The sequence below is a fragment of the Desulfitibacter alkalitolerans DSM 16504 genome (assembly GCF_000620305.1).
In the GTDB taxonomy this organism is placed as follows: Bacteria; Bacillota; DSM-16504; order Desulfitibacterales; family Desulfitibacteraceae; genus Desulfitibacter; species Desulfitibacter alkalitolerans.
Genome location: NZ_KK211100.1, coordinates 649,945 through 675,108 on the forward strand (window position 1 = coordinate 649,945; position 25,164 = coordinate 675,108).

The 25,164-nt window shown below is 38.5% G+C and carries 26 protein-coding genes and 1 riboswitch; of the genes, 6 read left to right on the plus strand and 20 right to left on the minus strand.

Annotation, left to right across the window (positions count from 1 at the left end; translation table 11 throughout):
- Position 1 precedes the first annotated feature (1 nt).
- The 14 genes from K364_RS0108945 to K364_RS23385 form a co-directional block, all read right to left on the minus strand.
- A complete protein-coding gene (locus K364_RS0108945; RefSeq protein WP_242841675.1) occupies positions 2–1,090 on the minus strand; it encodes a FecCD family ABC transporter permease in 1,089 nt (362 codons plus the stop codon).
- Between the two features lie 66 nt (positions 1,091–1,156).
- Positions 1,157–2,059 carry an ABC transporter substrate-binding protein gene (locus tag K364_RS0108950; protein ID WP_028307749.1) on the minus strand — a complete coding sequence of 301 codons (903 nt, stop codon included), beginning with the start codon at positions 2,057–2,059 and terminating at the stop codon, positions 1,157–1,159.
- A gap of 14 nt (positions 2,060–2,073) precedes the next feature.
- Positions 2,074–2,799 carry an adenosylcobinamide amidohydrolase gene (locus tag K364_RS23370; RefSeq protein ID WP_242841688.1) on the minus strand — a complete coding sequence of 242 codons (726 nt, stop codon included), beginning with the start codon at positions 2,797–2,799 and terminating at the stop codon, positions 2,074–2,076.
- A 161-nt stretch (positions 2,800–2,960) separates the two neighbouring features.
- Positions 2,961–3,902 carry a metal-dependent hydrolase gene (locus tag K364_RS0108960; protein WP_028307750.1) on the minus strand — a complete coding sequence of 314 codons (942 nt, stop codon included), beginning with the start codon at positions 3,900–3,902 and terminating at the stop codon, positions 2,961–2,963.
- A gap of 156 nt (positions 3,903–4,058) precedes the next feature.
- Positions 4,059–4,619, minus strand: coding sequence for a DUF5317 domain-containing protein (locus tag K364_RS0108965; RefSeq protein ID WP_028307751.1), 561 nt, complete (start codon positions 4,617–4,619; stop codon positions 4,059–4,061).
- Between the two features lie 12 nt (positions 4,620–4,631).
- Positions 4,632–5,933 carry an HD-GYP domain-containing protein gene (locus tag K364_RS23375; RefSeq protein ID WP_051533904.1) on the minus strand — a complete coding sequence of 434 codons (1,302 nt, stop codon included), beginning with the start codon at positions 5,931–5,933 and terminating at the stop codon, positions 4,632–4,634.
- A gap of 232 nt (positions 5,934–6,165) precedes the next feature.
- The gene (locus tag K364_RS0108975) at positions 6,166–6,819 is read right to left on the minus strand and encodes a hypothetical protein (RefSeq protein ID WP_051533905.1); all 654 of its coding nucleotides are present in this window, start codon (positions 6,817–6,819) and stop codon (positions 6,166–6,168) included.
- Positions 6,820–6,905: 86 nt separating this feature from the next.
- Positions 6,906–7,718, minus strand: coding sequence for an ABC transporter permease (locus K364_RS23380; protein WP_051533906.1), 813 nt, complete (start codon positions 7,716–7,718; stop codon positions 6,906–6,908).
- Positions 7,715–8,647 (minus strand): ABC transporter permease, encoded by a 933-nt coding sequence (locus K364_RS0108985; protein WP_028307753.1) that lies wholly within the window; start codon positions 8,645–8,647, stop codon positions 7,715–7,717. Before K364_RS0108985 ends, K364_RS23380 begins: the two co-directional genes overlap by 4 nt.
- Positions 8,648–8,662: 15 nt before the next feature.
- Entirely contained in the window at positions 8,663–10,303 is a 1,641-nt protein-coding gene (locus K364_RS0108990; RefSeq protein ID WP_028307754.1) for a peptide ABC transporter substrate-binding protein, read from the minus strand.
- 145 nt (positions 10,304–10,448) lie between these two features.
- Complete coding sequence (locus tag K364_RS0108995; protein WP_028307755.1) at positions 10,449–11,618, minus strand: ABC transporter permease; 1,170 nt, start codon at positions 11,616–11,618, stop codon at positions 10,449–10,451.
- 29 nt (positions 11,619–11,647) lie between these two features.
- Entirely contained in the window at positions 11,648–12,346 is a 699-nt protein-coding gene (locus tag K364_RS0109000) for an ABC transporter ATP-binding protein (protein ID WP_035268444.1), read from the minus strand.
- A gap of 30 nt (positions 12,347–12,376) precedes the next feature.
- Entirely contained in the window at positions 12,377–13,531 is a 1,155-nt protein-coding gene (locus K364_RS0109005) for an ABC transporter permease (RefSeq protein ID WP_028307757.1), read from the minus strand.
- Positions 13,532–13,538: 7 nt separating this feature from the next.
- Positions 13,539–14,135: a DUF2318 domain-containing protein gene (locus tag K364_RS23385; RefSeq protein ID WP_051533907.1), complete on the minus strand. Its 597-nt coding sequence runs from the start codon at positions 14,133–14,135 to the stop codon at positions 13,539–13,541.
- Positions 14,136–14,364: 229 nt separating this feature from the next.
- Between K364_RS23385 and K364_RS0109015 the strand changes: the two genes are divergently transcribed.
- The 4 genes from K364_RS0109015 (at position 14,365) to K364_RS0109030 (ending at position 18,230) form a co-directional block, all read left to right on the plus strand.
- Positions 14,365–15,126: a metal ABC transporter ATP-binding protein gene (locus K364_RS0109015; RefSeq protein ID WP_028307758.1), complete on the plus strand. Its 762-nt coding sequence runs from the start codon at positions 14,365–14,367 to the stop codon at positions 15,124–15,126.
- Positions 15,127–15,993: a metal ABC transporter permease gene (locus tag K364_RS0109020; protein ID WP_028307759.1), complete on the plus strand. Its 867-nt coding sequence runs from the start codon at positions 15,127–15,129 to the stop codon at positions 15,991–15,993.
- 19 nt (positions 15,994–16,012) lie between these two features.
- On the plus strand, positions 16,013–16,945 hold the full coding sequence (locus K364_RS0109025; RefSeq protein ID WP_035268447.1) for a metal ABC transporter solute-binding protein, Zn/Mn family: 933 nt from the start codon (positions 16,013–16,015) through the stop codon (positions 16,943–16,945).
- Positions 16,946–17,102: 157 nt separating this feature from the next.
- The gene (locus tag K364_RS0109030) at positions 17,103–18,230 is read left to right on the plus strand and encodes a YibE/F family protein (RefSeq protein ID WP_028307761.1); all 1,128 of its coding nucleotides are present in this window, start codon (positions 17,103–17,105) and stop codon (positions 18,228–18,230) included.
- A gap of 47 nt (positions 18,231–18,277) precedes the next feature.
- On the opposite strand, the gene K364_RS0109035 is transcribed toward K364_RS0109030, so the two are convergent.
- The 4 genes from K364_RS0109035 to K364_RS0109050 all read right to left on the minus strand — a co-directional run bounded on the left by K364_RS0109035 (position 18,278) and on the right by K364_RS0109050 (position 22,132).
- Positions 18,278–18,550, minus strand: a complete 273-nt coding sequence (locus K364_RS0109035; RefSeq protein ID WP_028307762.1) for a DUF2325 domain-containing protein — start codon at positions 18,548–18,550, stop codon at positions 18,278–18,280.
- Between the two features lie 228 nt (positions 18,551–18,778).
- Complete coding sequence (locus K364_RS0109040; protein WP_028307763.1) at positions 18,779–20,212, minus strand: stalk domain-containing protein; 1,434 nt, start codon at positions 20,210–20,212, stop codon at positions 18,779–18,781.
- 144 nt (positions 20,213–20,356) lie between these two features.
- Positions 20,357–21,154, minus strand: a complete 798-nt coding sequence (locus K364_RS0109045) for a tryptophan-rich sensory protein (RefSeq protein WP_028307764.1) — start codon at positions 21,152–21,154, stop codon at positions 20,357–20,359.
- A 42-nt stretch (positions 21,155–21,196) separates the two neighbouring features.
- Entirely contained in the window at positions 21,197–22,132 is a 936-nt protein-coding gene (locus K364_RS0109050) for a 3'-5' exoribonuclease YhaM family protein (RefSeq protein WP_028307765.1), read from the minus strand.
- A gap of 179 nt (positions 22,133–22,311) precedes the next feature.
- Here K364_RS0109050 and K364_RS0109055 point away from each other — a divergent pair, with 179 nt between their 5' ends.
- Together K364_RS0109055 and mgtE are read left to right on the plus strand one after the other, a co-directional pair.
- Positions 22,312–22,560 (plus strand): DUF1540 domain-containing protein, encoded by a 249-nt coding sequence (locus K364_RS0109055; RefSeq protein ID WP_028307766.1) that lies wholly within the window; start codon positions 22,312–22,314, stop codon positions 22,558–22,560.
- A 58-nt stretch (positions 22,561–22,618) separates the two neighbouring features.
- Positions 22,619–22,785, plus strand: a riboswitch (M-box (ykoK) riboswitch).
- A 93-nt stretch (positions 22,786–22,878) separates the two neighbouring features.
- Positions 22,879–24,243 carry a magnesium transporter gene (gene mgtE, locus K364_RS0109060; protein ID WP_028307767.1) on the plus strand — a complete coding sequence of 455 codons (1,365 nt, stop codon included), beginning with the start codon at positions 22,879–22,881 and terminating at the stop codon, positions 24,241–24,243.
- 78 nt (positions 24,244–24,321) lie between these two features.
- Here mgtE and K364_RS0109065 read toward each other — a convergent pair whose 3' ends face one another.
- Both K364_RS0109065 and K364_RS0109070 read right to left on the minus strand, forming a co-directional pair.
- Positions 24,322–24,501 (minus strand): rubredoxin, encoded by a 180-nt coding sequence (locus K364_RS0109065; protein ID WP_028307768.1) that lies wholly within the window; start codon positions 24,499–24,501, stop codon positions 24,322–24,324.
- A 403-nt stretch (positions 24,502–24,904) separates the two neighbouring features.
- The gene (locus tag K364_RS0109070; RefSeq protein WP_035268897.1) at positions 24,905–25,117 is read right to left on the minus strand and encodes a hypothetical protein; all 213 of its coding nucleotides are present in this window, start codon (positions 25,115–25,117) and stop codon (positions 24,905–24,907) included.
- Between the last annotated feature and the right edge of the window lie 47 nt (positions 25,118–25,164).

The following is a 25,164-nucleotide window of genomic DNA, read 5'->3' on the forward strand; positions in this document are numbered from 1 at the left end:
ATTAAAACTCATCCCTTTGTTTTCTTTTTAATAAATAAATGAAGAAGGGTCCTCCCAGCATTGCAGTTATTATTCCAACAGGTATCTCCACACTTCCCAGAAAGGTTCTGGCAAAGGTATCTGTTACAACCATAAAAATCCCTCCTACTAATGCTGAGATGGGCATCAGGCTTCTATGGTCTGGACCTACCACAAGGCGTACCCCATGAGGAACAATAAGTCCTACAAATCCTATGGTACCGCTAACTGATACAGCAGCGGCAGCAGTAAAGGCACCCAAGGTTAAGAGCAATTTCTTGGTCTTTTCTGCATCAATACCAAGGTGTTGAGCAGTATGATCCCCAAAAAGCATAATATTTAGATCCCGTGCAAAGCAGTTGATTATAACCACACCTATAATTATCAAGGGTGCTGCTGCTTGAACATGTCCCCAGTTTCTAGCTGAAAAGCTCCCCAGGAGCCAGAATACCACCTGCTGCATCTCCTTAGAATTAAGAACCATTAGAAAGGACATGATTGCAGACATAAAGGCACTTAAGGCAACCCCTGCTAAAAGTAATGTATAAACAGGAACCCTGTTGCCAACTCTGGCTATGTTATACACTGTATACGTGCTAATTAATGCACCAGCAAATGCCATCCAGGGAACAGCCAGGTATCCAGCTGCTGCTGACAGGCCGGTTACTATGGCTATGGTGGCTCCCAGGGCAGCACCTGATGACACCCCTATAATATAGGGGTCGGCCATGGGATTTTTAAGCAGCCCCTGAAAGGTGGCTCCCACTGTTGCCAGGGCTATACCCACCAGGGCAGCTAATAAAACCCGTGGAAGTCTTATCTGCAGGACTATTGTTTGTTGGCTAATTCTAACATCATCCAATGTAATACTTTCTCCAAGAACGGGCACCTGGGAAAGTATAATCCGCCATGTCTGGTTCAGGGTTATATCAGCAGGCCCAATGGTAATGGCAGTGAGGCAAACAAATATAAGCAAAATAGTTAGAGCAACTATTTTGCCTATAGATCGTGAATTTGTTTGTTTTTTTATATTGTTTGATTCCTTGGCTAACTCCATTTTACAAAACTCCATGGTCTAGTCCTCTTCCCTCAATTCTAATTCATTTCACAGGAAGGAATGAAAAAGCATTATAAAACTTTACTGGAACAATTCTGGATGAATTATCCGGGCCATTTCTTCCAGCCCCAAGACTACCCTTGGCCCCGGCAGGGTTACCAGATCATCATCTATTGTATGAACTCTGTCTGTCTTAACTGCAGTTAAATTCTCATATCCCGGCCTTGCCATGATATCACTTTGCTTATGAAAGTCATTTGCTATATAAACGTCAGGATCTCTTTCAAAAAGAACCTCCATGCTTAACTGTGGATAGCGGGTATCTGCGTCTCCGGCAAGGTTTTGTCCACCAGCAAGTTCAATCAAGCTATTGATAAAGGTGCCTGGCCCTGCAGACATTAATGGTTCATCCCATACCTCAAAAAACACAACCGGTCTTTCTTGATCCTTTACCTTGAGGACAACAGCATCTACCTTGGCCTGCATCTCGCTGGTTAATTTCTGGGCTGCCTCAGGAACACCCATTATTTCACCTGTCATTTGGATATTTTTAATCACCTGGTCAACACTTTCAGCATCCAGGCAGAATACTGTAATGCCTAATTGTTCTAACCTTTTAATTAGCTCCATCTGTACCCCAGCCGCTACAAAAACAATTTGTGGCTCGGCATCTACTATAAGCTCAACATTGGGATTGGCAAAATCCCCCATTTTGGGTTTTTTTAGCGCAGCTTCAGGATAATTACAGTATTCGGTAACGCCAATAATTCTCTCGTCTAGTCCTAGTTCAAATAAAATTTCCGTTACTGCTGGCGTCAAGGATATAATCTTTTTAGGGGTTTCCTTGATTTCTACCTCCCTGCCCAGAACATCCTTGAAGATCTTACTATCTTCTCCCACAGTTGTGTCAGCCTTGCTGCCACAGCCAGCCAACAACATTACACAAACCATGAGTATTAAAGCTGCTTGATAAATATTCTTCATTTCCTATAAACCTCCTACAGTCCATCTTTGATTAACCCTTCTGTAACCCCTTTTTTAACGGCTGTACATATTAACTCCCCCAGCCTTGATTGGGTACCCACATCTGAAAACAAGTGTTCACCATCTACATTACAGGCCACTATTAAACCATCTGTTCCAGTACCGGTAGCTCCCCCTTCAGAAAAACAGCTTTTAACATTTAAATCTTGCAGGGCTGCTGTTTTTGCCTCTGTAACTACAATGGCTGTGCGAGCAAGGCACTCAATTGGAACAGCAAACTCAAGGACAAGGATAATATTGATGGTGCCTGCTATTGGTACAAACCTTCCATAATATATTTCATCATATGCGGCAGGTTCTCCTGCTCTTACAGCATTCACACCAGCACCAGCTGTGACCAGAGCAAGTAATGATGCTGCTCTATAAGATTGGTGAACAATGGAAGCATTATCCATGGAAGCTGATGTAATTAATCCTGTTGTCCTTTTACTATCTAATCCAAGCCTTCTGGCGTTGTATTCAAGATAGTTCTTTAAATTCCCACCTGGTAAATCCTCTGCTGTTTCCACCCATTGGGCTAACTGATGGTTAAAGCTGTGCTGTATTCTATTGATGCCTCCATTTAGTTGTGAGGTTGAAAAAGCAAACATTTCCTTATTATAGTTAATAAAAATTGTGTCCTCCTGCCTATGTATTTCATGCCCAGCAGGGCTTCTAAAAATAAGCTCAGATTTAGACATTTCCAAATTTTAGTCAGCCTCCATTATTTCCTTTAAACATGGTCATATAGAAACATTATCATAATATATTTCAACAGACATGCTCCTTGTTCCTGCATATATATGAATAAAACCTGTGGCACTTTACACCACAGGCTATTATTTTGCAAGAAGCACCTGATTTAACCAGCAATTTTTATTTTTCTATTTTTATTATAGGGTTGGAAAATACCTTCCATGAGCTGAAATTCTTCATTTAATATACCTGTGGCATGATGCATAAAATCATCCCTGATAAAGTATCTCAAATCGATGAAGCTAACCAGGTGACTATCATCTTTTCTTTGAACGGAAACATGGAATATGGGAGTGAAATCCTTAAACAGCCTGCCAAGCTTACTTTTTAAGGCTGCCTGTACAACAGGATGATTTATTTGCTTTCTATAGCTCCTCCTGATTTTCATTGCCCATGACAAAAACCTTATCTCCCCAACTGTAATATTATTATCATTTTCCAACAAAAAATGCCAGTTCCAGATACTTATAACAGACGGAATCACAACTACCTTTTTAAAGTTAGGGTATCTCCTTTTTACCACTACTGCTGCTTTCATTCGCATATACAGCCTAAATGATAAATACCCCACCATACAAACTGCTCCAATAGTATTGGCCATAGGATAAAACACCTGTCCTGCCAAGCCAGCACCCATAATAAACATTAAAATTGGATCAAAAATGGTCAAAATCCCCAGGTTTTGTTTTTTCTTGATAAGGGGCCAAAAAAGTTTAGCACCATAGGAATTAAGAAAATCCAAAAACCCATGTGTTAATGCCCCAAGCAAGGTCCACAAGAATATTGTCAAAAAGGCCGTTTCAGGAAACATTAAGCTTAGGAAGCCAGCTATTCCAGCTGAGACAGCAGCAAATCCTATGAAGGAATGGGAGAAGCCCCTGTGGTTTTTTAAGTAAGCCACATCCCCTTTAGTTTGATATATTATGTCTAAATCAGGAGCCATGGATCCTAAAACAGCGCCCAGAAAAATAGGGTCTGTTATGGACATGGGGTTTCCTGAAAAAGAAGCTGTCAAAGCACCAGCTAGTGCATGAGTTAAGGGATCCATATTAACACCCCATTTCTAAATCCGACATCCCCCAGCAAGAGTAAAACTTGCGCAACTGCGTGACAAAGATAATTATACCACAAGAAGCAGGTAAATCTCATTGTTAAATCATGCTAGTTAAAAAGCTGTTTTACAAGGAGTAGACAGCAGCATTGATTAAATCCAACTCTGACAGCTGTGATGCCTTCGCCGACTTACCATGGTTTTCTGTATAAATATGAATATGCCTATATTCATAAGTATATCACCTATGCTTATCATCTGCTGCATGGGCCAGCTGACATATATTATGTCTCCAAGGAAGGGAAGCACGGTTTCTGCTGTCATGATGGCATGGGTAATACTTTCTACAAGGTATACTATACTCTCCTCTGGTATATAGGTTGTCTTGACAGGCATGGCCCCTCCATTTAAGGTAATTACTACAAAGTTTAGGAAGGTGCCAAGGGGTAAAAGAAAGTTAAATTGGTATCTATTTAACCAGAAGAAATAGAAAAGCATCATATAGGTGCCTATATGGATTAGTGATCCAATATTGGCAGATATTAATGCAGGAATATCCAAAAGGCTTGAATCAACCCTGTTTAACATAAACTGTACCAAATAGGCAGCAAATAAAAAGCTAATTCCCCTTAAATGAATTAGCCCGAAATTTTTTATGTTACCCTTACGTATAAGTCCAACAATAATACTAAATATAAGTGTCTCAATAAACATATTCTCACCTTTTTAATATGCCAATGACTTTTTGGCAACTGTACTTTCTTTTATGGCTGCAGCACTTTCATCAGGGAATAATTCTGAAAAACATTGAATAAATGCATCTACTACCCTGGGATCAAACTGTTGACCTGCACATTCAATTATTTCATTAATTGCATTTGTGTACGAGGTAGCATCTCTATAGGCCCTGTTACTAGTCATGGCATCAAAGCAGTCTGCAACTGCAATAATTCTTGCCATAAGGGGTATTTCTTCACCCTTTAGGCCGTCAGGATAACCAGAACCATCATATCTTTCATGATGATGAAGAACAACCTTTTCTTCATCACTAAGGAGTTTGATGTCCTTGATAATATCAGCACCAATCTTTGGATGCTGCCTTACCAGGTCAAACTCACCATTAGTTAATTTTTCAACCTTATTCAGCAATGAGTCACTAACCGCAACCTTGCCAATGTCATGAAGCAGTGACAGATAATTTAGCTGTTCAAGCTGTGCAGCATCTAAAGACATTTGTCTGCCAATGGCAACGCTGTAGGCAGCAACCCTTTCAGAATGACCCTTGGTATATTGATCCTTTGCTTCAATGGATTTAACCAGGGTTTCTATAGTATTTAAATAATTGTCACGCATGTCCATGTAGAGTTTGAAGGAATGACGGGCCAGCAGAAAAGGCAGGAAAAACATTATCAAACCAAAGGACCCAATGTAATAGTAAACGACAGCAACAACAAAACCTAAGGGCGTCAATGCCAGGTAATGAGGAGTTAAAAGTCTAAAATTTGTCAACCAAATATTCCAGGGGTTAAGTTTTTCACTTAGGCTTATAACTAATGTAACTAGAATAGTGTTTACTATGAAATATACTATACTTACTAAAAATACATTGGCCACAAGATACGCATCCATTGATATTGTTGCGCTAATCCAAGGATTGATTATTAAAGAAGCCAAATAAATTGATATTATTAATTGGCTTGCATTAAAAACTTCTTTTATCTTATTAGGCCTTGATTCTCTAATGCCAATTACTATAGCAGAAACTATTTCCGCCACTATAGATATAAATGGTCCATAGTTGAGTATAACAGCTATATGTATAGCATAGGTAACTGTAACTGAACCACCTTTTGGAAGTTTAACCGTTAATAAATTAGCTAAGATTATAAAAATAAAAAATAGAGTTGCACCAAAAAAATTTATTTCTTTCCAAATAAATGTACCTATAGAAAGATACAGAAATATTAAGGAAAGAAGAATAACTATAGCTATATACACTTTGGTCAAAAAATTAAAGTTTTTTGGCATATTATTATCATCCAGTTTTCATAATAATTTTAGGGGTCGTACTTTATATAAATACTACCATCTCCAAGAAGCACCACCAGCTAACAATAAAGCTGTCAATGCAGTTAAAACTTTAAACAATTTTGCCATTTGGAAAAACCCCCTTTTACGGTGATCTCTTACTGTTCCGCTATCAGCAAGGTTTTTCCGCTCCTCTTGCAGCTCCGCTCTATACGACCCCTATTAAATTTTTCTATACAACTAAATCTATCCTCCTGTTTAACGCATCTAAAACCGCCTTTACAATGGTAATATCTTTATCATTGGTAAAAAGACATGAGCCTACTACCCTTTCAATGCTGCTTTCTGATACACATGATAAAACTACTGTGGCAATTTCACAGCTTGATAGTCTCGTCCAGGAAACCTCTTCAACTACAAATCTAAGCTTTTGATCCAGAACGGTTTCTATGGACTGGCAGGTAGCAGCTGCAATGACCCTATCTCTATTGGACTTTGAATTTGGTCCTTCAGCATGTCCATCAAAGGTGAACTCACCTAATTTTACTGATACCCTGGAAGTTAACCAATTTTTGCTTCCATTAATATCTACACTATCAATTATTAATCTGCTGTATTTAGAAGATGGTTCAGACTGTTTAATTTGAGCAACACTAATCTTTTTATGATCAAGGGGGATATTCAGTTCAGCCATAACTGCTGATTCAATATCCCTAACCAATTGTTTGGGCAATCTGTTACTCTCAGACAAGACATGTATCTCTTGTATTTTACCGTCCTCGCTAGAAATAACCACATTACAAGATATTACACCCTTTATTCTTTTAATAACATCCTCTATTTGCCTCTGTCCCGGTTGATTATCCTTTTCATCAAAAGCAGACATTCCTTCACCCCTCACCAATACATAAAATCACATTCGACTAAAAGTAAACATTTTCCTGCAAAAAAAACAAAGTTAAAAAAATTTTTCTATTTCTTTACATTAGGATCTATAAAACTGCGCAATCCATCGGCAGTCAAGTTAAAGCCTAGCATTGCCAGGGTAATTACAGCTGCTGGAAAAACCAACTGGTACGGATAAGATCGAATGCTTTGAAATCCATCATTGATCAAATAACCCAGACTTGCTTTGGGAGCACTTACCCCTAAACCCAGGAAGCTTAAAATTGCTTCTGCTAGGATTACCTCAGGGATGGTTATTGTAAGCATAATAATAATGGATCCTGCAGCTCCTGGAATTAGATGATAAAAGATAATTCTCCAATTGCTGGCTCCAATGGAATGGGCAGCCAAAACAAAATCCATTTCCTTGAGGCGCACTATCTCCCCCCTTACAATCCTGGCGGTACCCAGCCAGCATACAATTATAAGGGCTATAATAATAGTTTTGATGCCTGGCTCCATGATTAATAGTAATAGAATTACGTATATTAAAAATGGTATGGAATAAAGGATTTCCACCAGCTTCATCATTACTTCATCCAGAATACCCCCGAAGTAACCGGCAATTGCCCCATATACTGTGCCAACAACAACACTTATTAAACTTGCAGCTATGCCTATAATAAATGATATACGCAGGCCAACCCAGACCCTGGTAAATAAGTCTCTTCCAAGGGCATCAGTCCCAAACCAGTATTCCCAGCCAGGAGCTTCATTTGCCCTTTGCAATGTCTGCTCATAATAAGTCCATTTATTCAGATAGGGGCCTATAAGTGACAGTAATAACAGCAGAGTTACAATGGTTAAACCAGTATAAAGTATTATCCTATCCCTGTTCACCTGCTAATCCCCCTATGCCCAAGCCTGACACGGGGATCTATAAGAGTATAGGCCACATCAACTAAAATGTTAATGCATATAAGTAATGTGCTATAAAAAATAGTCAATCCCACAACAACTGTATAATCCCTGTTAATCACACTTGTAACAAACCATTTTCCCATGCCAGGGATATTAAAAATACTTTCTATTATAAAGCTTCCAGTAACAATCCCTGCCGTGGCCGGACCCAGAAAGCTGATAACTGGAAACAAACTATTGCGCAGTCCATGTTTAATCACTGTCATATTAAAAGATAGACCCTTTGCCCTGGCAGTTTGTATATAATTTTGTCCCAGGACATGGATCAAGCTTGACCTTATCAAGCGGGCTATAATTGCTGTTGGCAGCAGAGCCAGAGATACCATGGGCAAAATCATTGAATTCATTCCCTCCCACTGGGCAGGAGGAAGCCACTGGAGTTTTACAGCAAACACCTGAATCAAAAGCCCTCCAAATACAAAACCTGGAATTGATATGCCTATTGTGGTAAATAACGTTATTCCAATATCCTGCCACTTACCCTTATAAATAGCGGCAGTACAGCCCAGCATCATACCAAAAGTCACTGCAATTAACATGGACGACAGGCCTAGCAGTGCAGAAATTGGAAAGCCTTCTCTAATTATACTGTTAACTGTTTTATTGTCGTGTTTCATGGAAAAACCTAGATTACCCTTTAATAGGCCCTTAAGATAGCTGAAGTATTGCTCAGTCAATGGTGCATCCAGATTATATTTGTAATTGAGATTTTTAGCAATGGCATCTGGTATCTTCTTTCCAGTATCAAAGGGGCTGCCTGGAAGTGAGTGTATTAATATAAAGGTTAGTGTAATTATCACTATTAAGGTAACTATTGAAGAGCTCACCTTTTGAATCACATATCTCATGAAAAACCTCCAGGCCTATTTTTTAATATAAGCCCACTTAAATTCCATTTGCGGCCCAAAACTAGGCACTCCAACATTATTTACATGGTCCTTTATCAAGTATGGCTTTGTATAATAAAAAAGAGGGATAATAGGCATTTCATCCATAAGCAGTTCCTCAGCCCGATGCATGGCCTGGACACGCTCAGCCTGGTTATATGAATTATTTGCTATGGATATTAATTGGTCATATTCTGAATTGCCCCAACCAGTTACATTATTTCCTCCATCAGAAACATACACATCCAAAAATGTCATTGCATCAACATAGTCAGCTGACCAAGCTGCCCCTGCCATTTGGTACTGGCCGGTAAATATTGACTGCAAATAAACTCTCCACTCGTTGGGCTGTATTTTTATTGTATCAATACCCAGGTTTTTTCTCCACATCTCCTGAACAGCCTGGGCAATTCTTAGGTTGTCTTCAGAATCAGTTATTAGCAGTGTTACCTCTGGAAAATCCATTCCATCAGGAAATCCTGCTTGAGATAGTAAATTTCTAGCATATTCAAGGTCTTCTGCAAAGTATTCTCCGCCTGTTTCCCTGAAGTCCTTGGTTTCAGTTATATCTGGAACACCATAGGGTACATAGGCATAAGCCGGCCTTTCTCCTGCCCTGGTAACAAAGTCTACAATATCCTGTCTTTCAATGGCCATGGCCAGTGCCTTTCTTACCCCTGGATCATCAAAGGGTTTAATGGTAGTATTGAAAAGGTACTTTGAAACTGATAAATCATCACCAAATCTTAATTCTTGACTTTCCCTTTTCAGCCTTTCTAAATCCTGGGATGGTATATTGTATAAAACATCAAGACTGCCAGCTTCGTACATTGCCAAACTGGTGCCTTGCTCGCTAACTAATGTGAAAACTAACCTGTCCAGCTGGACATTATCCTTGTCCCAGTACATCTCATGCTTTACTAACTCAATTCTTTGCTGCTCCTGCCACTTGTCTATTTTGAAAGGTCCATTATTTATATATGTTTCAATATCCTCAGCCCAGTTAGGATTATTTTCTACAGTTTCCCTGTGTACAGGAAAATAGGTGGGGAAGGCTGTAAGTCCTAAGAATTGAGGAGCAGGGGCATTTAAAACGACTTTTAGGGTATGCTCATCAAGGGCAGTAACTCCAACCAGATCGGGATCTGTCACATTGGTATTTTCCAGATTATTGTACTCAAAAGCATTGACTATGTAATATAATTGATAGGCATATCTTGATGCATATTCTGGATCAAGTACACGCTTCCAGGCAAATTCAAAGTCATGTGCCGTCACAGGCTCCCCATTGCTCCATTTAGCTTCTTCTCTTATATAAAAGGTATAAGTGCTTTTGTCTTCGGAGATTTCCCAGTGGGTTGCCATGGCAGGCTCAAGTTCACCAAAAACATTATATCTAGTTAACCCCTCCATAACGGCATTGACAAGCGTCATATCAGGCTGACCCACCACTCTGCCAGGGTCTATAGTTTCTGGTGGACTATTTAGATTAAATGTCAAAATAGCTGCATTTGCATTATTACTTATGTCTGACGGCTTTTCTGATCCACACCCAACTAGTGAAAAAACTAGAATTAACATCAAAGCAACGCCTGCCAATATCTGCCTTTTATTCATATAATTTTCTAGCCTCCCTAATCAGCCCATATAATAAAACTAGTATATACAATTCTGCATTTTTTTCTGTTTTCCTGTATATTGTGACAATATAATGTATTTTTTCATAATTATCCACAAAAAAAACCGATACATTTTGTATCGGCTATAAATAATTAAGTGCTTTTACCGGATCTAGATTTGCTGCCCTGACTGCAGGATATACACTTGCCATAACTCCTACCATTACTGTTAAAACTAGCACCCATAAGCCTACAACGGGACTCCAAGTAATATTGCCTTGAATATCAGCTATTATGGGTGCTGCAAAGACAACTATTATCATACCAATAAGATATCCGCCAGCTCCAGCCATGGCACTAAGAATTCCTGCTTCATAAAAGATGATTGACATGATATGCTTTTTCCTAAAGCCATATGCTCGAAAAATACCTATTTCCCAGGTTCTTTCCTTTACAGAGGACATCATGGTTGTACCCATAATTAAAGAGCCGATTACAATGATTACCACGGTTACCATAAAGGCAATCCGTGCAAAATGCTCAACTATTACCCTTCTCCCTTCGGCTGCATCCTGAACCCTTGTACCTGCCAGACCAATATCTTTTTGTCTAAGCTCATTTACAAGAAAATCAGCCGTCTCAGCTCCCTGGCTGCCTGGTATAACCACTTCTGCCATGCTTAATAAACCCTCATTATTTGTTGCTCTTTGCAGCTTATCCAGGGAGAGGTAGAGCAGATAATCCTCCTGGGAACCCAGCTCATCTAGTATTCCTGCCACATGAAACTCCTCATCAAAAATTACTAGAGTGTCCCCCACTTCCAGTTCCAGTCTTTGGGCCAATTGTAACCCAAGTAATGCCTGGTTTTCTGAATTAGGATAGGCTCCTGTTACCTGCCAATAGTTCTTCACATTAATTTCTTCAGCAAAATCAATACCCAGGACCAGTAAAGAATCCCCTTCAGCAGTTGTGCCGCTAGCCACTAGCTTTGGGGCAATTGTTTCCACCTGATCCCAGGACGGCAAATAAGACATGGTATAAAGCTTTTCGGCCGGGAATAAATCTGGTTCCTTGCCAATATCCTCAGCTACAGTTATACCCCTGTAGGAAAGGGAGAACCTTTCCTGGTCTTGAGTTATTATAACCCTTGTTCCCACCCTGTCAAAATGCTCCTTTAACTCTGACTCCATGGCAGCAGTAATGGAAAATAAAGCAACTATAGTCGCAGTCCCAATTAACATTCCTAACATAAGAAACATATATTTTATTTTTCTAACCTTTAAATTTGCTAATGCAATATTTATTAGGCTCAATTTATAAGACCCTGCCCTTCACTAATATATCAGTAGCGTTCTTCTGCTTCTATCTCCCCATCTCTTATAAATACAGCTCTTTTTACAAAGTCCAGATTTTCCTTGTTATGAGTCACCATGATTATTGTATAATTCTCTTCATTAACCTTTTGGAACAGTTCCATTATCTCCAAGCTGGTTTTTGCATCAAGGGCCCCTGTTGGCTCATCTGCAAAAACAATAGGGGGATCATTTACAAGGGCCCTGGCTATGGCTACCCTTTCCTGTTCCCCGCCAGAAAGCTCATTTGGCAGTCTCTTAAGCTTATTCCCCAGGCCAACCTTTTCCAACAGGCCTTGGGCCTTTTCTGTCTGTTCCCTGCTGGACTTACTGCTTATTGCCAGTGGAAGCATGACATTTTCCACTGCTGACAAGTAGGGAATTAAATGAAACTGCTGAAAAACAAACCCCATATATGTGCTTCGAAAATCAGCTCTTCTTTCAGTAGAAAGATTGTAAATATCTATGCCATCTATGAAAACCGTCCCATGGGTTGGCGGATTAAGTGCCCCAAGAATTGTTAAAAGGGTGCTCTTTCCTGAGCCAGACGGTCCCATGAGAGCTACAAATTCACCATTTTCTATTGTAAGGTTAAGGTTATTTAAAGCCTTGACCTGTTCGCCTCCACTTTGGTATATCTTTGAAAGATTACTGACCTCTATTAGATCTTTTAAAGCCTTTTTTCCCATAATAAACCTCCTTGTATACTGGAAGCAGCACTAAATATGTCGCAGGGCTTCCACTGGATCAAGCCTGGCAGCTTTTGCTGCAGGGTATGCACTTGACAAAAGACTTAAGACTAAAGCCATTACAATTGTAATTCCCCCAATGAAAAAGTCCCATTCAATGGTTACTTCTATTCCCGCAGCACTAGAAATCAAAGCGCTGGCTGTAAGGTTGCCTGCTATATAGCCTAAAATACCACCAACCAAACCTAGTATTAAAGCTTCAGTTAAAAATATTTCAATAATATTCCTTTGTCTAAAACCAATTGCACGAAAGATTCCTATTTCCTTTGTTCTTTCTTTAACTGAACTAATGACCGTTACTAGTATTAAAAGGGAACCTATTAAGAAAACAACAAAAGCAACTGCAGCAGAAAATTTATTGAATCTGTCCACGACCTCAGCCCTGGCCTTTACTGCTTCACCTAAGGCAGTAGCCCTGGCATGGGGCAGGGCGTTATTTATGTCCATAACTATTTCTTCAATTGGACATGTGGTACAGTAAGCAGCCACTTCAATTAAAGACAAGCTGTCATCAAGATCAGCTAACCTTTGTACAGCTAACAGCTGCATGAATACTAATCCATCCTCCTCACTTCCCTGGGGATGGAGTACAGCAGCAGCATTAAAGGCCTCTCCTTCAATCTCAATGGTATCCCCTGGTTTAATGCCAAGGATAATGGCTGCATCAGCCCCCAGCAAAACGTCCTGTACCCCCCGGGGTCTTTCACCGTCCATGGTCCACCAGGGCTTTAAAGCCAGCTCCTGTGGAAAATCCACACCCATAACAACCGCCTTTTGCCCCTGAATTGTTAAAGGCGTTAAAAGCTTTGGAGCTACTGTAGCTATATTATCACTATTAGGAATAGTGTTGATGGCTATAATATCGTCATTAGCTAAAAACTGTTTATCCTGACCTCCACTAACTCTAACCCCTCCATATGATAAGCTCATATCCTTGGAATCAGGTATTACCATCACATTGGCACCTATTTCGTCAAATCTATCTGCTAGTTCTACATTTAATGTGGCTGTAGAAGTATAGAGTGTAACAATGGTTCCTACAGCAAGGATAATCCCCAGAACCATAAAAATCGCTTTAATTGGGCGGCGTTTTAAATTTTTTAATGCAATGGAATCAACCCTCATTTAACTATCACCTCGCTGCACTTAAATCCCTTGGCGTCCATGACCTTATATCCAGTTCATTAATAATAATGTTTCCATCTACCACTTCATAGTCTATCTCTTCAGGCGGGTAATCCATACATCCACCTGTAATCCCTTTCATTGTAGCTAATTCCCATCTTGTATTACAGCTGTCGCATATTAGCTGCTCACCATTTATATGGAAGCTTTGGGAACGGCAGGGTTCACAAAAGGAAATGGCAGCAACTAATCTTCCTGATGGATTAACATATGACATTAATGGCAAACGGAAGCCATCCTTGTTATATTCAGTGTATATGAAGCCATTTTCACTTACATGTTCTAGAGGGATAATGACCTTTCCATCTTCCACCATAAGTTCTATGTTGGTTTGGGTTAATACCTTATCAGTATAATCCATACTTTGTCCAAAGGTATAGTTTCCACCTTCCCATCTAACTTCACTTGGGGTCTCTCCAGTCATCTTGATATAAGCACCTGCAGCAGCAAATATTACAAGAAAAACAAGTACTCCTGTGAAAACCCTGTTTCCCCCTATTTTTTTATTTTGCTTTTCCATGAATTCTTTTTTCTTCTGGGACATGCTAACTCCTCCATCTCCTTATTTTTACTCCATATTTAAGTCTTATTAAATAATAACAAATAATTGTGATATTTTTGTGTGCTTTTATAAAAAAATTGTATTAGACAAACACCAATAAATAGCCCTGGAATATAATACTATCAGCTTAAAGACATTAGACGTGGTTAACTTTTTTATTCGCATCTATATATTTATCATTATATTCATCATTTGAAGGGAGGAATTATTGTTGGATCAGGATGCTATTGTCAAGGTTAGTAATTTGTCAGTTTCCTATAATGGCAAGGTTGCCTTTTCAAGTATATCCTTTTCTGCTGCTCCTAAGCAAATAATTGGTATTATCGGACCCAATGGGGCAGGTAAATCAACATTAATAAAAGCCATAATGGGGTTAGTCCAGGCAGACGAGGGATGTGTAGAAATTATGAATCAGACTCTTACAAAAGCATGCAAGAGAATTGCCTATGTTCCCCAAAGAAACTCTATAGATTTTGACTTTCCTGTACTAGTGGAAGACGTTGTACTTATGGGGAGGTTTCCCCATTTAAAATGGTGGGAGTTTCCCGGCAAAAGAGATTATGAATTGGTCAGGGAGTGTTTGAAGCAGGTTGACATGGTTGATTATTGCAAAAGGCAAATTGGTCAGCTGTCAGGCGGGCAGCAGCAGAGGGTCTTTCTTGCTAGAGCTTTGGCTCAGGAGGCAGAATTGTTTTTTCTGGATGAGCCCTTCGCAGGCATAGATATGGCTTCAGAAAACATGATTATGAAGCTTTTAAAGGATTTACGAGACAGGGGCAAAACACTTTTTGTAGTACACCATGATTTAAGTAAAGCTGAAACCTATTTTGACAGCTTGATACTGCTGAAAAATAAGCTCATAGCTTATGGCAAGAAGGATGAAGTATTCCAAATTGACAGGTTAAAGGAGGCCTATGATGGCAAAGTTGCAACCTTTCCAGGTAAAGAACAGCTCATGGTGGTGAACAGTTAAATGGAAAATCTAGCCTTCTTTTTTGACGCCGTCTTTAGATATCAATACCTTCAAAATGCAATGCTTGCCGGCATTTTGGTAGGAATCATATGCGGCTTGACAGGTTGTTTTATTATTCTTAGGGGCATGGCTTTAATGGGGGATGCAATTTCCCATGCTGTTCTTCCCGGGGTAGTAATAGCCTACATGTGGGGATTTAGTTTTTTCCTGGGAGCCGTGGCTACTGGGGTTTTGACAGCCCTGGGAATTGGCTACATATCGCAAAACAGCAAAATAAAGGATGATACTGCAATTGGCATCATGTTTACTGCAGCCTTCGCCCTGGGAGTTGTATTGATAACAATGAGAAGGGGAACCGGTGTTGACCTGTGGCACATACTATTTGGCAATGTCCTGGCAGTCTCTAGAGGCGACTTATGGATGACCTTTTCCATAGGTGTTTTAATAGTAATTTGCATTGTGATATTTTACAAACAGCTGCTTTTAAGCACCTTTGATCCAACCATGGCCCAGGCAGTAGGGTTACCAACAAGACTTATCCATTATTCTTTAATGCTTGTTTTGTCTCTTGTAACAGTTGCATCTTTAAAAACAGTAGGCATAGTTTTAGTTGTTGCCATGCTTATAACACCTGGTGCAACAGCTTACCTCCTCACCTATCGGCTGCCTACCATGCTTTTGCTATCTGTTTTTTTTGGGGTTATATCGTCTGCGGCAGGGGTCTATTTTTCATTCATCTATGATGTGGCAACAGGGGCTTCAATAGTACTAGTTGCTTCCCTATTGTTTTTCTTAAGCTTCTTGTTTTCCCCAAAACAAGGAATTTTAGTTCATAAAGTTTTGGCGCAAAAGATAAAAGACAATTAAAAAGGAGAATTAAGGAGACATGGGCAAGTTAATTATTGTTAAAAAGAAAAGCTTTCTGCTAATTGCTTTGATAATTGCTTTTATTTTTACAGGTGGATGCGGTGTGAAAAATGATACAGGAAACCAGAGTAATGTTGAGCAACAAACTTTGAAAATAGCAGCAAGTATATCAATCCTGGCTGACTTAATAGAAAATGTTGTGGGTGATAAGGGCACTGTGGAATATATTGTTCCCATAGGTGAAAACCCACATGATTACGAAATGCTTCCCAGTGAACTTCAAAAAGTTACAGATGCTGATGTATTCTTCATTAACGGGTTCGGTCTAGAAGGTGGCATGGTAAGGATTATTGGTAACGTGGCAAACACACCTGTTGTTTCTTTATCAGAAGGGATTACTCCCATACCTTTAGTGGGTGATGACGCACCCGATCCCCATGCGTGGTTAGATGCAAGTCTGGTGATAACCTATGTAATGAATATAAGAGACACTCTTATTTCATTGGATCCTAGTAATGAACAGGAGTATGTGCACAATGCTGAGGTATATATAAATCAGCTGAATGAGCTTGACATTTGGATTAGAGAGCAAGTTGCAATTATACCTCAAGCTAAAAGGGTAATAGTTATAAGCGAAAATGCCTTTAAGTACTATGGAAAAGCTTATGGCTTTCAAACCGAAGGTATCTGGGAGCTAAACTCCCACGAAGAAGGCACTCCCCGGCAAATATCTAGCGTAGTGGATTTAGTAACAAACAAAGGCCTTCCAGCGGTTTTTGTGGAAACTACTGTGGATAGAAGATACATGCAAACCATCTCCAATGAAACTGGAGTTCCTATCGCAGGTGCGGTCTATACAGATGCACTGGGACACAAGGGGAGTGGAGCAGATACCTATATTAATATGATGAAGTATAACACAGAAATATTTGTAAAGGGTCTAGGTAATTAGTCATAAATAGAAAATCCAATTCATAGATTATATTAATTTATTGGGAGTTAGCAGCTCCCAGTCTTTTTTACAAAACATGCGCAGCCGCTGTCATTGAATGATATAGGGAAAATTCACCTGAGTTCAGGAATCTTGTTAAAAAGGAGTCAATATTAATATGAGAAGCTGTATTAAATTACTCATGTTAATCTTCATTCTATTACCCATATTAACATTTTTTTTTACCATGACAAATGTAGGACTAGCTTCTGTTACATCTAACGAACCCTTATACATCACAGTAAAGGGTAAGGTTACAGGTAGTTCTATTCAAGAAAAAAGTAGTGAAGCAAGGGGAACAGGTCAGCTTGTAACTGTCAGGATATTATCGGGAAAATATAGCGGAAATACTATACAGCTCAATAACAGCTTACTTATCAGCCCCTGGCCAAACATCAAGTTAAATACTGGGGATAGGGTTGTACTAACCCTTGAAGAAAGAGAGGGCAGGGTTACCAATGCATACGTAAGTGATTATGGGAGAAGCAATTCAATTTATATTTTAATCGGTTCATATGTTATATTGCTCATTATGATTGGAGGCAGAAAGGGCATTAAGGCTATTGTGGCACTTGGCATAACTTGTTTAGTCCTTGTAGTAATACTGCTTCCCCTCATATTAAATGGTCATAACCCCTTGATTCTTACTATAATCATTCTTGCCCTCATAACACTTATCACCATGCCCATTATTGGCGGATTAAACAGAAAAACCTGGTCTGCTACCCTAGGTACAATTTGCGGGGTAATAATAGCAGGACTCATAGCATTTTTTTCCGGGACTATTTTTCATCTAACGGGTTTTATTGATGATGGTGCCCAGGACCTGTTATTCATGGGCGGCTTAGGCAGCCTTGATCTAAAGGGTCTGTTGTTTGCTGGAATGATAATTGGTGCACTTGGTGCTACAATGGATGTGGGAATGTCTATTGCCTCTAGTATTGAAGAAGTGAAAAAGGCTAATACCCGTTTATCCATTATTAAGCTGTTTCAGGCAGGCATGAATGTTGGAAGAGATATTATGGGTACCATGGCCAACACTCTAATACTGGCCTACGTTGGCAGCTCTCTGCCAATGCTTCTTTTGCTGATAGCTAGTGAAACATCTGGAATTAGAATATCTAATTCTGAATTTGTGGCAACGGAGGTGGTTAGGGCACTATCAGGAAGTATTGGCTTAACTTTTACCATCCCAATTACTTCATTAATATCTGCAGTTTTTCTTAGTAAAAAGGCAGCCGTTTAACCATTTCAGTTCTGCCTTTTTTGCTTAGATTGATCTATAACCAATAACTACATTTCCATTGCATGCTGTATATGTGACCAGGAGCGTTTAGAAAATATGGTTTTTATACCCCTTTCCTGTGCCTGCTGTTTTATCTGACTACAAAGCTGGTGATTAATATAATCTGTTAATATCAATATCATATCCAGATTAGATGGCAGATCTCTTGTAAGATCTCCTCGCTTACGACCAGAAATATGCTGTATATCAGTAGCCCCCACCTTTTTTAAATTTTTCTTAATTTTTTCAAGCCCGTCTCCACCAACTATTAGAATTGACATACTAGCACCTCCATTATTATGTAATTGATAACCATTATCAGCAACTTGCTTAAAAAATTGCCTTGTTCAAGGCTAATGATTGATAATGATTTTCATTTTCATATTTACATTATACTTTGATTTTTTTAAGCTTGTCAATACTAATTTTATTAAAAATCAATCTAAAAAAATTGATCTATATGTCCTTATAAGTTCGATTTAGCTTTTATTAATTCAATTTTTTGTTGTCTAGTTGCTTAACTGAAGAAATACTTGTGTATAATATATGTTTCTTTCTGAAAAAACCCCAACTCCAAGGTGCGTTATACCATCATGCAGAATGGCTTCTCTATGACCTTCACTATTCATCCAGGCATGCAGAGTTTCTGCACTGTTAATTGTATTCATTGCTATATTCTCAAGAACACTTTGGAAGGCAATGTTAGCATCCTTTACCCTGTTCCCAGGGCCTTTTCCTTCAGGGGACATATGGTCGAAGTAATTTCTGTCAGACATATCCTTACTATGGGCATAGGCTGCTCTAGCTGCATCAGAATGCCACAAAACTGGATCCAAGCCTTCCTTAACCCTTATTGCATTTGTCATATCAAATATTTGTCTTTCTAAAGATTTATTAATTTCAGTTTGCATCCTGGAAGATGGTTGTGGCAGACCTAACTGGGGTTTACTGCCAAAGTAAGTATATCTGTAGTCAATAATTGGATTATCACAAACTATCATGTCCCTGTGATAAATCTCTATTCCTGCCACCCTGTTCCCATTTAATTCATCAATGTGAAAGATTACGACATTATTGTTGGCTACAGTATGGATTCTGTTGCTCCTAATGTGGTTGTTGGCTAGATAGACTAGAACATTCCCATTTAAATATTCAAGAGGTGCAAAATCTCTAGTCTTAACTTTTTTTTCAACGGTATCTTTCGTATCACCAATACCAACGCCAAGTACATACTCTAAAGCTGATTTTGTGTATATATACATTAATTCTCCCTTGTAAAACCCAAAGAGATAATAATCATGATAATTATAATGATATGTCCATGTGTCCAGACCCATAAGCCCAATTTCCTTACGATTAGGCTTGCCCATAATGTATTCAACCTGATGCTCACTGGCACCAATATTTATTCTCTTAAGGTTGTTCTGCTGCAGGCGGCTTCTATCTGCAAGTGCCATGACAATAGAAGCTCTCTCCTGGGAAGACTGTCCCCTTGTAAATACACTTGCAATGAAATGTTTTCCATCCCAACCAACCTGAGCTCCTAATAATTCACTAATAAACCTTAAAGGAACAACTATTCTATTATTGCTTGTCAATCTAGGAGCAGCATCTACATGTCTTGAAGCACCGTTAACCCTAACGAAATTGCTGTTAGGCCACATTTCTATTGTTTTATTTTCCATTTCAATTCTAACTGAACCATTTGTATCATTCCATGTTGTATTAGCTCCGAGAAAATCAGTTATAACCCTCAAGGGTACCAGCACCCTGTCATTGTGTATAAAAGGAGGCTGGTCTCCTGGATTTATGATAACCCCATCCACTGCAACCTTTACAGGCATGGAAGCCAGTGCATTTTCTTTAGAAATCATTCCTAAGAACAAGATAAGCAGCATACAAACTAAACAAGCAGTATAAAGAATCCTTTTTACAATATCCACTAATTACTCCCCCATCTAATTTAGATAGTTTTAGACGACATTAAAGCAATTTTGCATTATTTATAAATTTGCAGATAACTTTAGTGCTTATTATATACTATATAGATGCAAATATTTCCTGCCTGTCTTGTTATTTATCCATTGTTAGTTTAGAAAGGAGAGGCTTTTATTATTTTTAAATATTGAATAAGCTACAGCCAAAATAGCGAGGATACAAATCACCAGGGCGAAAACAATTATCCATCTTGGTTCTGCAGGTACAGAAAGTCTTTTAATAATAATACCCACAAATGCCCACAGAACAACAAGAACATAGAAAATATCCTTTTTGGTTAATAAGACCGTTATGGCAAGAGCCGTGCTGAATAATATTACTATTACTGTCCAGAACACTTCTGCAGATACAGATTGAACCCAATTGATTTTAACCAGGTAAACAGCTATGTTTGCAACTGTGGCAATGGTAATCCAGCCTAGATAAATGCTGAAGGGAATGTGTACCAGGTATTTCTCCATTCTGTTTTTTACACTTTTTCCAATGCCCAATCTTAAATAGATAATAATTAAGGTAAGCAGTAATGCAATAATTATTACCAGTGACAGCAAAATTGCTTCATAATGCCAGGCAATAATCCAGACAATATTAAAAAAAGATGCTGCTACAAACCACCAGCCTATTTGATTTAAAAAAGGCATGCCTGCTTTTCTATAAGTTAAAAGATCTCTGCCCTGGTAAACTACGAAAGCAGCTAAAAGCAGATAAATTAAACCCCAGATGGCAAAGGTGACCCCTGCTGGCGTAAATAAGGTTGGGTATAACCCAGAAACCTCTGCAGTTGTTTTCCCATTTAAGGGTAAGGCATTGGCCAGATAATTAATAAAAACTGTAAAAATTAAAGCAATTATGTTTGCAACCTGAAGAATAGTTTTCTTATCTTTCATCAATCACACCTCCATAATTATTGTTTGCATTTTATTAGATCCTTATTTAACCCATACTTCCTTTCCAAGACCCTTAATCCAATCAGACCACTCTTGGTTGTCGGATTTATCCTGAACAGCCTTATTATATTTAAAATCTATGGCATCTAAATTGTCAGCTGTATGTAGGATTTCTGCCTCAATGGTTTTAGGGACTATGGGAGAACCCCACTCTAGTTTCCCGTGGTGAGAGGCTATCATATGCTGTAAATGAAGATAATCCTCTTTATCTAATAAAGGCATGGTGTTCTTGTAAGCATCACTAATCAAGTTTAATCCTATAACTATATGATCTAAAAGCTTTCCCTCTGAACTCATACGAATAGGAGGCTTGTCATATTCATAGGAATAGATTTTTCCAATATCATGTAAAAGGCTCCCAATGACAAGCAGGTCTTTATTTATGGTTATCATTGATAATTCAGCTAGAGCTAGTGATCTTTTACATACAGCAAGGGAATGCTCAAGCAGCCCACCGATATAAGCATGATGATGTATTTTTGCAGCGGGAGCTGTAAAATATTTATTGCTGCTATTGGCAATGACCTCTTGTATAAAAACTCTATACCTTTCCTGAAGACAAGTCTGTATCTCATTAAACTCATCTGTCAGCTCCTGAATTCTATTGCAGGACAGTGAAGGTAAAAAATCTGAAACATTATACTCCTTTTCTAGAGCTCTTCGAAATTTATAAATAATCAACTGGGGGCAATTCAAATACTCTTGCACTTTTCCTTCAATATATATAATATCTCCAACTACAGGCACCTGGTCGTCATAATCCCATTTTTTTGCATCAATTTCTTCAATTCCATTGGAAAGCTTCATTCCTAAAAAAGGTTTATCATTTTTTGTAGTCCCTATTTTTGCCTCATTTACTAAAAGAAATCCCTTTACAATGCCTTCTGATGGTTCGTTTTTCCAGTTTAGTACTGTCATATTATGTTCAACTCCTTGCAGGTTCATGTCATAGTGCATGCACTTTATCACTGAATTATTTATAAACAATTTTCTACAAAAAATCTCTAATTCCTTGTAAATTTTTACAGGTTTTTTAAATGATTAATAGCGCAAAATAAAAGAAGGTATATAATAAATTAATCGAAAGGATGATTTAAGTGAATCAACACATTCATTGCATTGTTAGTGACTGTCATTACTATGAGCAAGGAAATAAGTGCGTGGCTAATGAGATTTTAGTGGCAACAGATCAATTTGGAGCTAGCCAACCTGAACAAATAGATGCTCAAATGGCCATGCAGCTTACACCAGATACTGCTGGAAGCTGTATGGAAACCTGCTGCAAATCTTATATTCCCAAGAACTCCAAATTCACTAGTGCTGATGGCGTCAAAAAAATGAAGTAGTAAGATCTTAATTCTTTTGACAATATAAGCTATATGTAGTATCATTTATATGCAAAAAATAGCACCTCGTTAGGTGAGGCTCCTGTGATGGAGATATGCTGCTGCCCAGAAATGTCTAAAGACGCCAATGGGTTGAACAGAAATTATCGACTTAAGGTAATTTTTAATGCAGCTGGATGTATCCTATGCCACACAGTGCTAAAGCTCAACGAATGGAGGATATTTTAAAGATTCTTTTTATTTACAAAGTTTAAGGGGCATCTTCATTCATTGAGGGTGCCTATTATTTTTATTTAGCACCACACAAGGAGTGATAAAATGGTTAAGCTAAATCACGAAAACCGTGAACAATACATTAATGAGATCATCCAAGCTATTAATAATGAATATCATGAACTATTTAGAGAACTTTTTATAGAACTGCATCCCACAGACCAGGAAGAGATTATTACTTCCTTAAATCAGGAGCAGCGCAGATTTATTTATAGAAACCTGGAGCCTACAGAATTTGGAGAAATATTTCAGGGATTAAATCTGGAACAACAGAAGCAGCTTTTTAATGAGCTTGACCAAGATTATGCCATTGAGATGCTAAACGACATGTACTCTGATGATGTTGCTGATTTTTTAAGTGAGCTGACAGAAGAAGCAAAGGAATTATATTTACAATCCATGGACTATGAAGAGGCACAGGAGGTAAAGGATCTACTAAAGTACCAGGAACAAACAGCCGGTGCCCTAATGACCACTGAATTTATCTCTGTTTCAATCTCTGACAGAATTGAAGATGTGCTAAATAAATTACGTGTTGAAGGTCCTGATGCAGAAACTATATATTATATCTACGTTGTAGATGAGGATTCACGCCTGGTGGGTGTTGTCTCTTTAAGAGATCTTTTAGTTGCACCACTTGAGCAATGTGTTGAAGATGTAATGAGTTCCAGAGTTGTATCCATTGATGTAAATACTGATCAAGAGGAAGCTGCCAGGATTATAAAAAAATACGACTTTCTAGCTTTGCCTGTTACTGATAATGGCAGGCTAGTAGGTATTGTAACAGTAGACGACGTAATGGACGTTATAGAAGAAGAAACTGAAGAGGATTTTGGAGAGATAAGTGCCGCAAGGGGTTCACTAGACACTAGTATTTCATCTGTTGTTGCTGCAAGAAGGCGTGCGCCCTGGATTATAATGCTCATGTTTTTAGGTTTAATTACTGCTAGTGTTATTGGTCAATTCGAAGAAACCTTGGAAGAAGTAATTTTATTGGCAGTATTTATTCCCTTGATCATGGATTCGGCGGGTAATACTGGCACCCAGGCTCTAGCAGTTGTTGTACGTGGTCTTGCTTTAGGTACAGTAGACAGTTCTTCCTTGTTTCGAATGTTAAAAAGGGAGTTTGCAACTGGCATTATGTTAGGAATATTTTGTGCTATTACACTTTTTGTAATTGTACCTATAATATATGGAAGTTTTTGGCTTGCATTTATTGTAGGTGTATCCTTGTTTTTAACATTAAGCATTTCCACCATGGTTGGAGCAACTGTTCCCTTGATTATTAACAAGCTAAAAATTGACCCGGCAGTTGCCTCAGGTCCTTTTATTACAACTATTAACGATATACTTGGACTGCTAATCTATTTTTCAATTGCAACTGCCTTACTTCAATACCTCCCACAATAATATCAAGATAGTATCAATCCACAGGTTAAATTATTTTACTTGCCTGTGGCCTTGTTTTGTGGCCTTATTAACTCAAATTTATAATGCTTTAAACATTTTTTTGCCAGCTTTACACAATGGACATTTATATGTTTCCGGCAGATTCTCAAAGCATACACCCCTGGCAATACCGCCCTTTTTACAGCCCTTTTCAGGGTTGTAAATATAACCACAGCTCTGCATTTGACACTGATAAAGCTTTTGCTGGTTTTCAGTCATCTTCTTGTGCCTCCCATGATTTCATTCTCCAAACTTTCTGTATAACTGATATGCTCCCTTTTTGCTTTAGTCTTTATTCTTAAGAGATATTTCTTTTGTTTCAATTTATCCTTTATAAAAGCTTACTAAACTTAATTTTCTACACCATACTCTAAATTCCTCTAAATAGGTCATGGGCTTATTAAAAAAGTATAAAATAATACATGGCATTCCAGCTCGTGCAATCAATTCTATTTTTACCTGGGAGAATTTGAAATTCTAGCTATTTTATGAAGGAAATCACACCTGTTTATTGGGAATGGGAAAAACATTGACGGGTTCGGCTAATAAGAAGAGAGAAAAACCCCTTGATAATGTTGTAATCAAAGGGTCAATTCCCCACTATATTGAATTTTAAAACATTTTATGCATCCATCTTTTTCTCGGCAATCAGGTCTTCTAAACGTTCCTTTTGAGCAACTAACTCTTCCAAGGTGGGGTTTCCCCTTTCTGCCACAGTTTGTCCACACGCTGGAGCAATTAATTTTTGCAGCTGATTACCGTTTTGCTCATAAAGACGATATCCCACAACACCGGTAACAGCTCCTGCTATAAAACCAAACCAAAACTCCTTCATATTTAGCACACTACTCACCTCCTTTTCACTTTTGCAATCGCCTAAAC

Excerpts from the sequence above, each read along its gene's own strand:
- K364_RS0109050 (WP_028307765.1), bottom strand. The coding sequence starts at position 22,132 with ATGACAGTACTAAACTGGAAAAACGAACCATCAGAAGGCATTGTAAAG.
- K364_RS23375 (WP_051533904.1), bottom strand. The coding sequence starts at position 5,933 with ATGCCAAAAAACTTTAATTTTTTGACCAAAGTGTATATAGCTATAGTT.
- K364_RS0108990 (WP_028307754.1), bottom strand. The coding sequence starts at position 10,303 with ATGAATAAAAGGCAGATATTGGCAGGCGTTGCTTTGATGTTAATTCTA.
- K364_RS0109000 (WP_035268444.1), bottom strand. The coding sequence starts at position 12,346 with ATGGGAAAAAAGGCTTTAAAAGATCTAATAGAGGTCAGTAATCTTTCA.
- K364_RS0108950 (WP_028307749.1), bottom strand. The coding sequence starts at position 2,059 with ATGAAGAATATTTATCAAGCAGCTTTAATACTCATGGTTTGTGTAATG.
- K364_RS0109065 (WP_028307768.1), bottom strand. The coding sequence starts at position 24,501 with ATGACTGAAAACCAGCAAAAGCTTTATCAGTGTCAAATGCAGAGCTGT.
- K364_RS0109020 (WP_028307759.1), top strand. The coding sequence starts at position 15,127 with ATGGAAAATCTAGCCTTCTTTTTTGACGCCGTCTTTAGATATCAATAC.
- K364_RS0108975 (WP_051533905.1), bottom strand. The coding sequence starts at position 6,819 with ATGTCTGCTTTTGATGAAAAGGATAATCAACCGGGACAGAGGCAAATA.
- K364_RS0109025 (WP_035268447.1), top strand. The coding sequence starts at position 16,013 with ATGGGCAAGTTAATTATTGTTAAAAAGAAAAGCTTTCTGCTAATTGCT.
- K364_RS0108985 (WP_028307753.1), bottom strand. The coding sequence starts at position 8,647 with ATGAGATATGTGATTCAAAAGGTGAGCTCTTCAATAGTTACCTTAATA.
- K364_RS0108945 (WP_242841675.1), bottom strand. The coding sequence starts at position 1,090 with ATGGAGTTTTGTAAAATGGAGTTAGCCAAGGAATCAAACAATATAAAA.
- K364_RS0109005 (WP_028307757.1), bottom strand. The coding sequence starts at position 13,531 with ATGAGGGTTGATTCCATTGCATTAAAAAATTTAAAACGCCGCCCAATT.
- mgtE (WP_028307767.1), top strand. The coding sequence starts at position 22,879 with ATGGTTAAGCTAAATCACGAAAACCGTGAACAATACATTAATGAGATC.
- K364_RS23385 (WP_051533907.1), bottom strand. The coding sequence starts at position 14,135 with ATGTCCCAGAAGAAAAAAGAATTCATGGAAAAGCAAAATAAAAAAATA.
- K364_RS0109070 (WP_035268897.1), bottom strand. The coding sequence starts at position 25,117 with ATGAAGGAGTTTTGGTTTGGTTTTATAGCAGGAGCTGTTACCGGTGTT.
- K364_RS0108960 (WP_028307750.1), bottom strand. The coding sequence starts at position 3,902 with ATGGATCCCTTAACTCATGCACTAGCTGGTGCTTTGACAGCTTCTTTT.
- K364_RS0108965 (WP_028307751.1), bottom strand. The coding sequence starts at position 4,619 with ATGTTTATTGAGACACTTATATTTAGTATTATTGTTGGACTTATACGT.
- K364_RS0109045 (WP_028307764.1), bottom strand. The coding sequence starts at position 21,154 with ATGAAAGATAAGAAAACTATTCTTCAGGTTGCAAACATAATTGCTTTA.
- K364_RS23370 (WP_242841688.1), bottom strand. The coding sequence starts at position 2,799 with ATGTCTAAATCTGAGCTTATTTTTAGAAGCCCTGCTGGGCATGAAATA.
- K364_RS0109030 (WP_028307761.1), top strand. The coding sequence starts at position 17,103 with ATGAGAAGCTGTATTAAATTACTCATGTTAATCTTCATTCTATTACCC.
- K364_RS0109035 (WP_028307762.1), bottom strand. The coding sequence starts at position 18,550 with ATGTCAATTCTAATAGTTGGTGGAGACGGGCTTGAAAAAATTAAGAAA.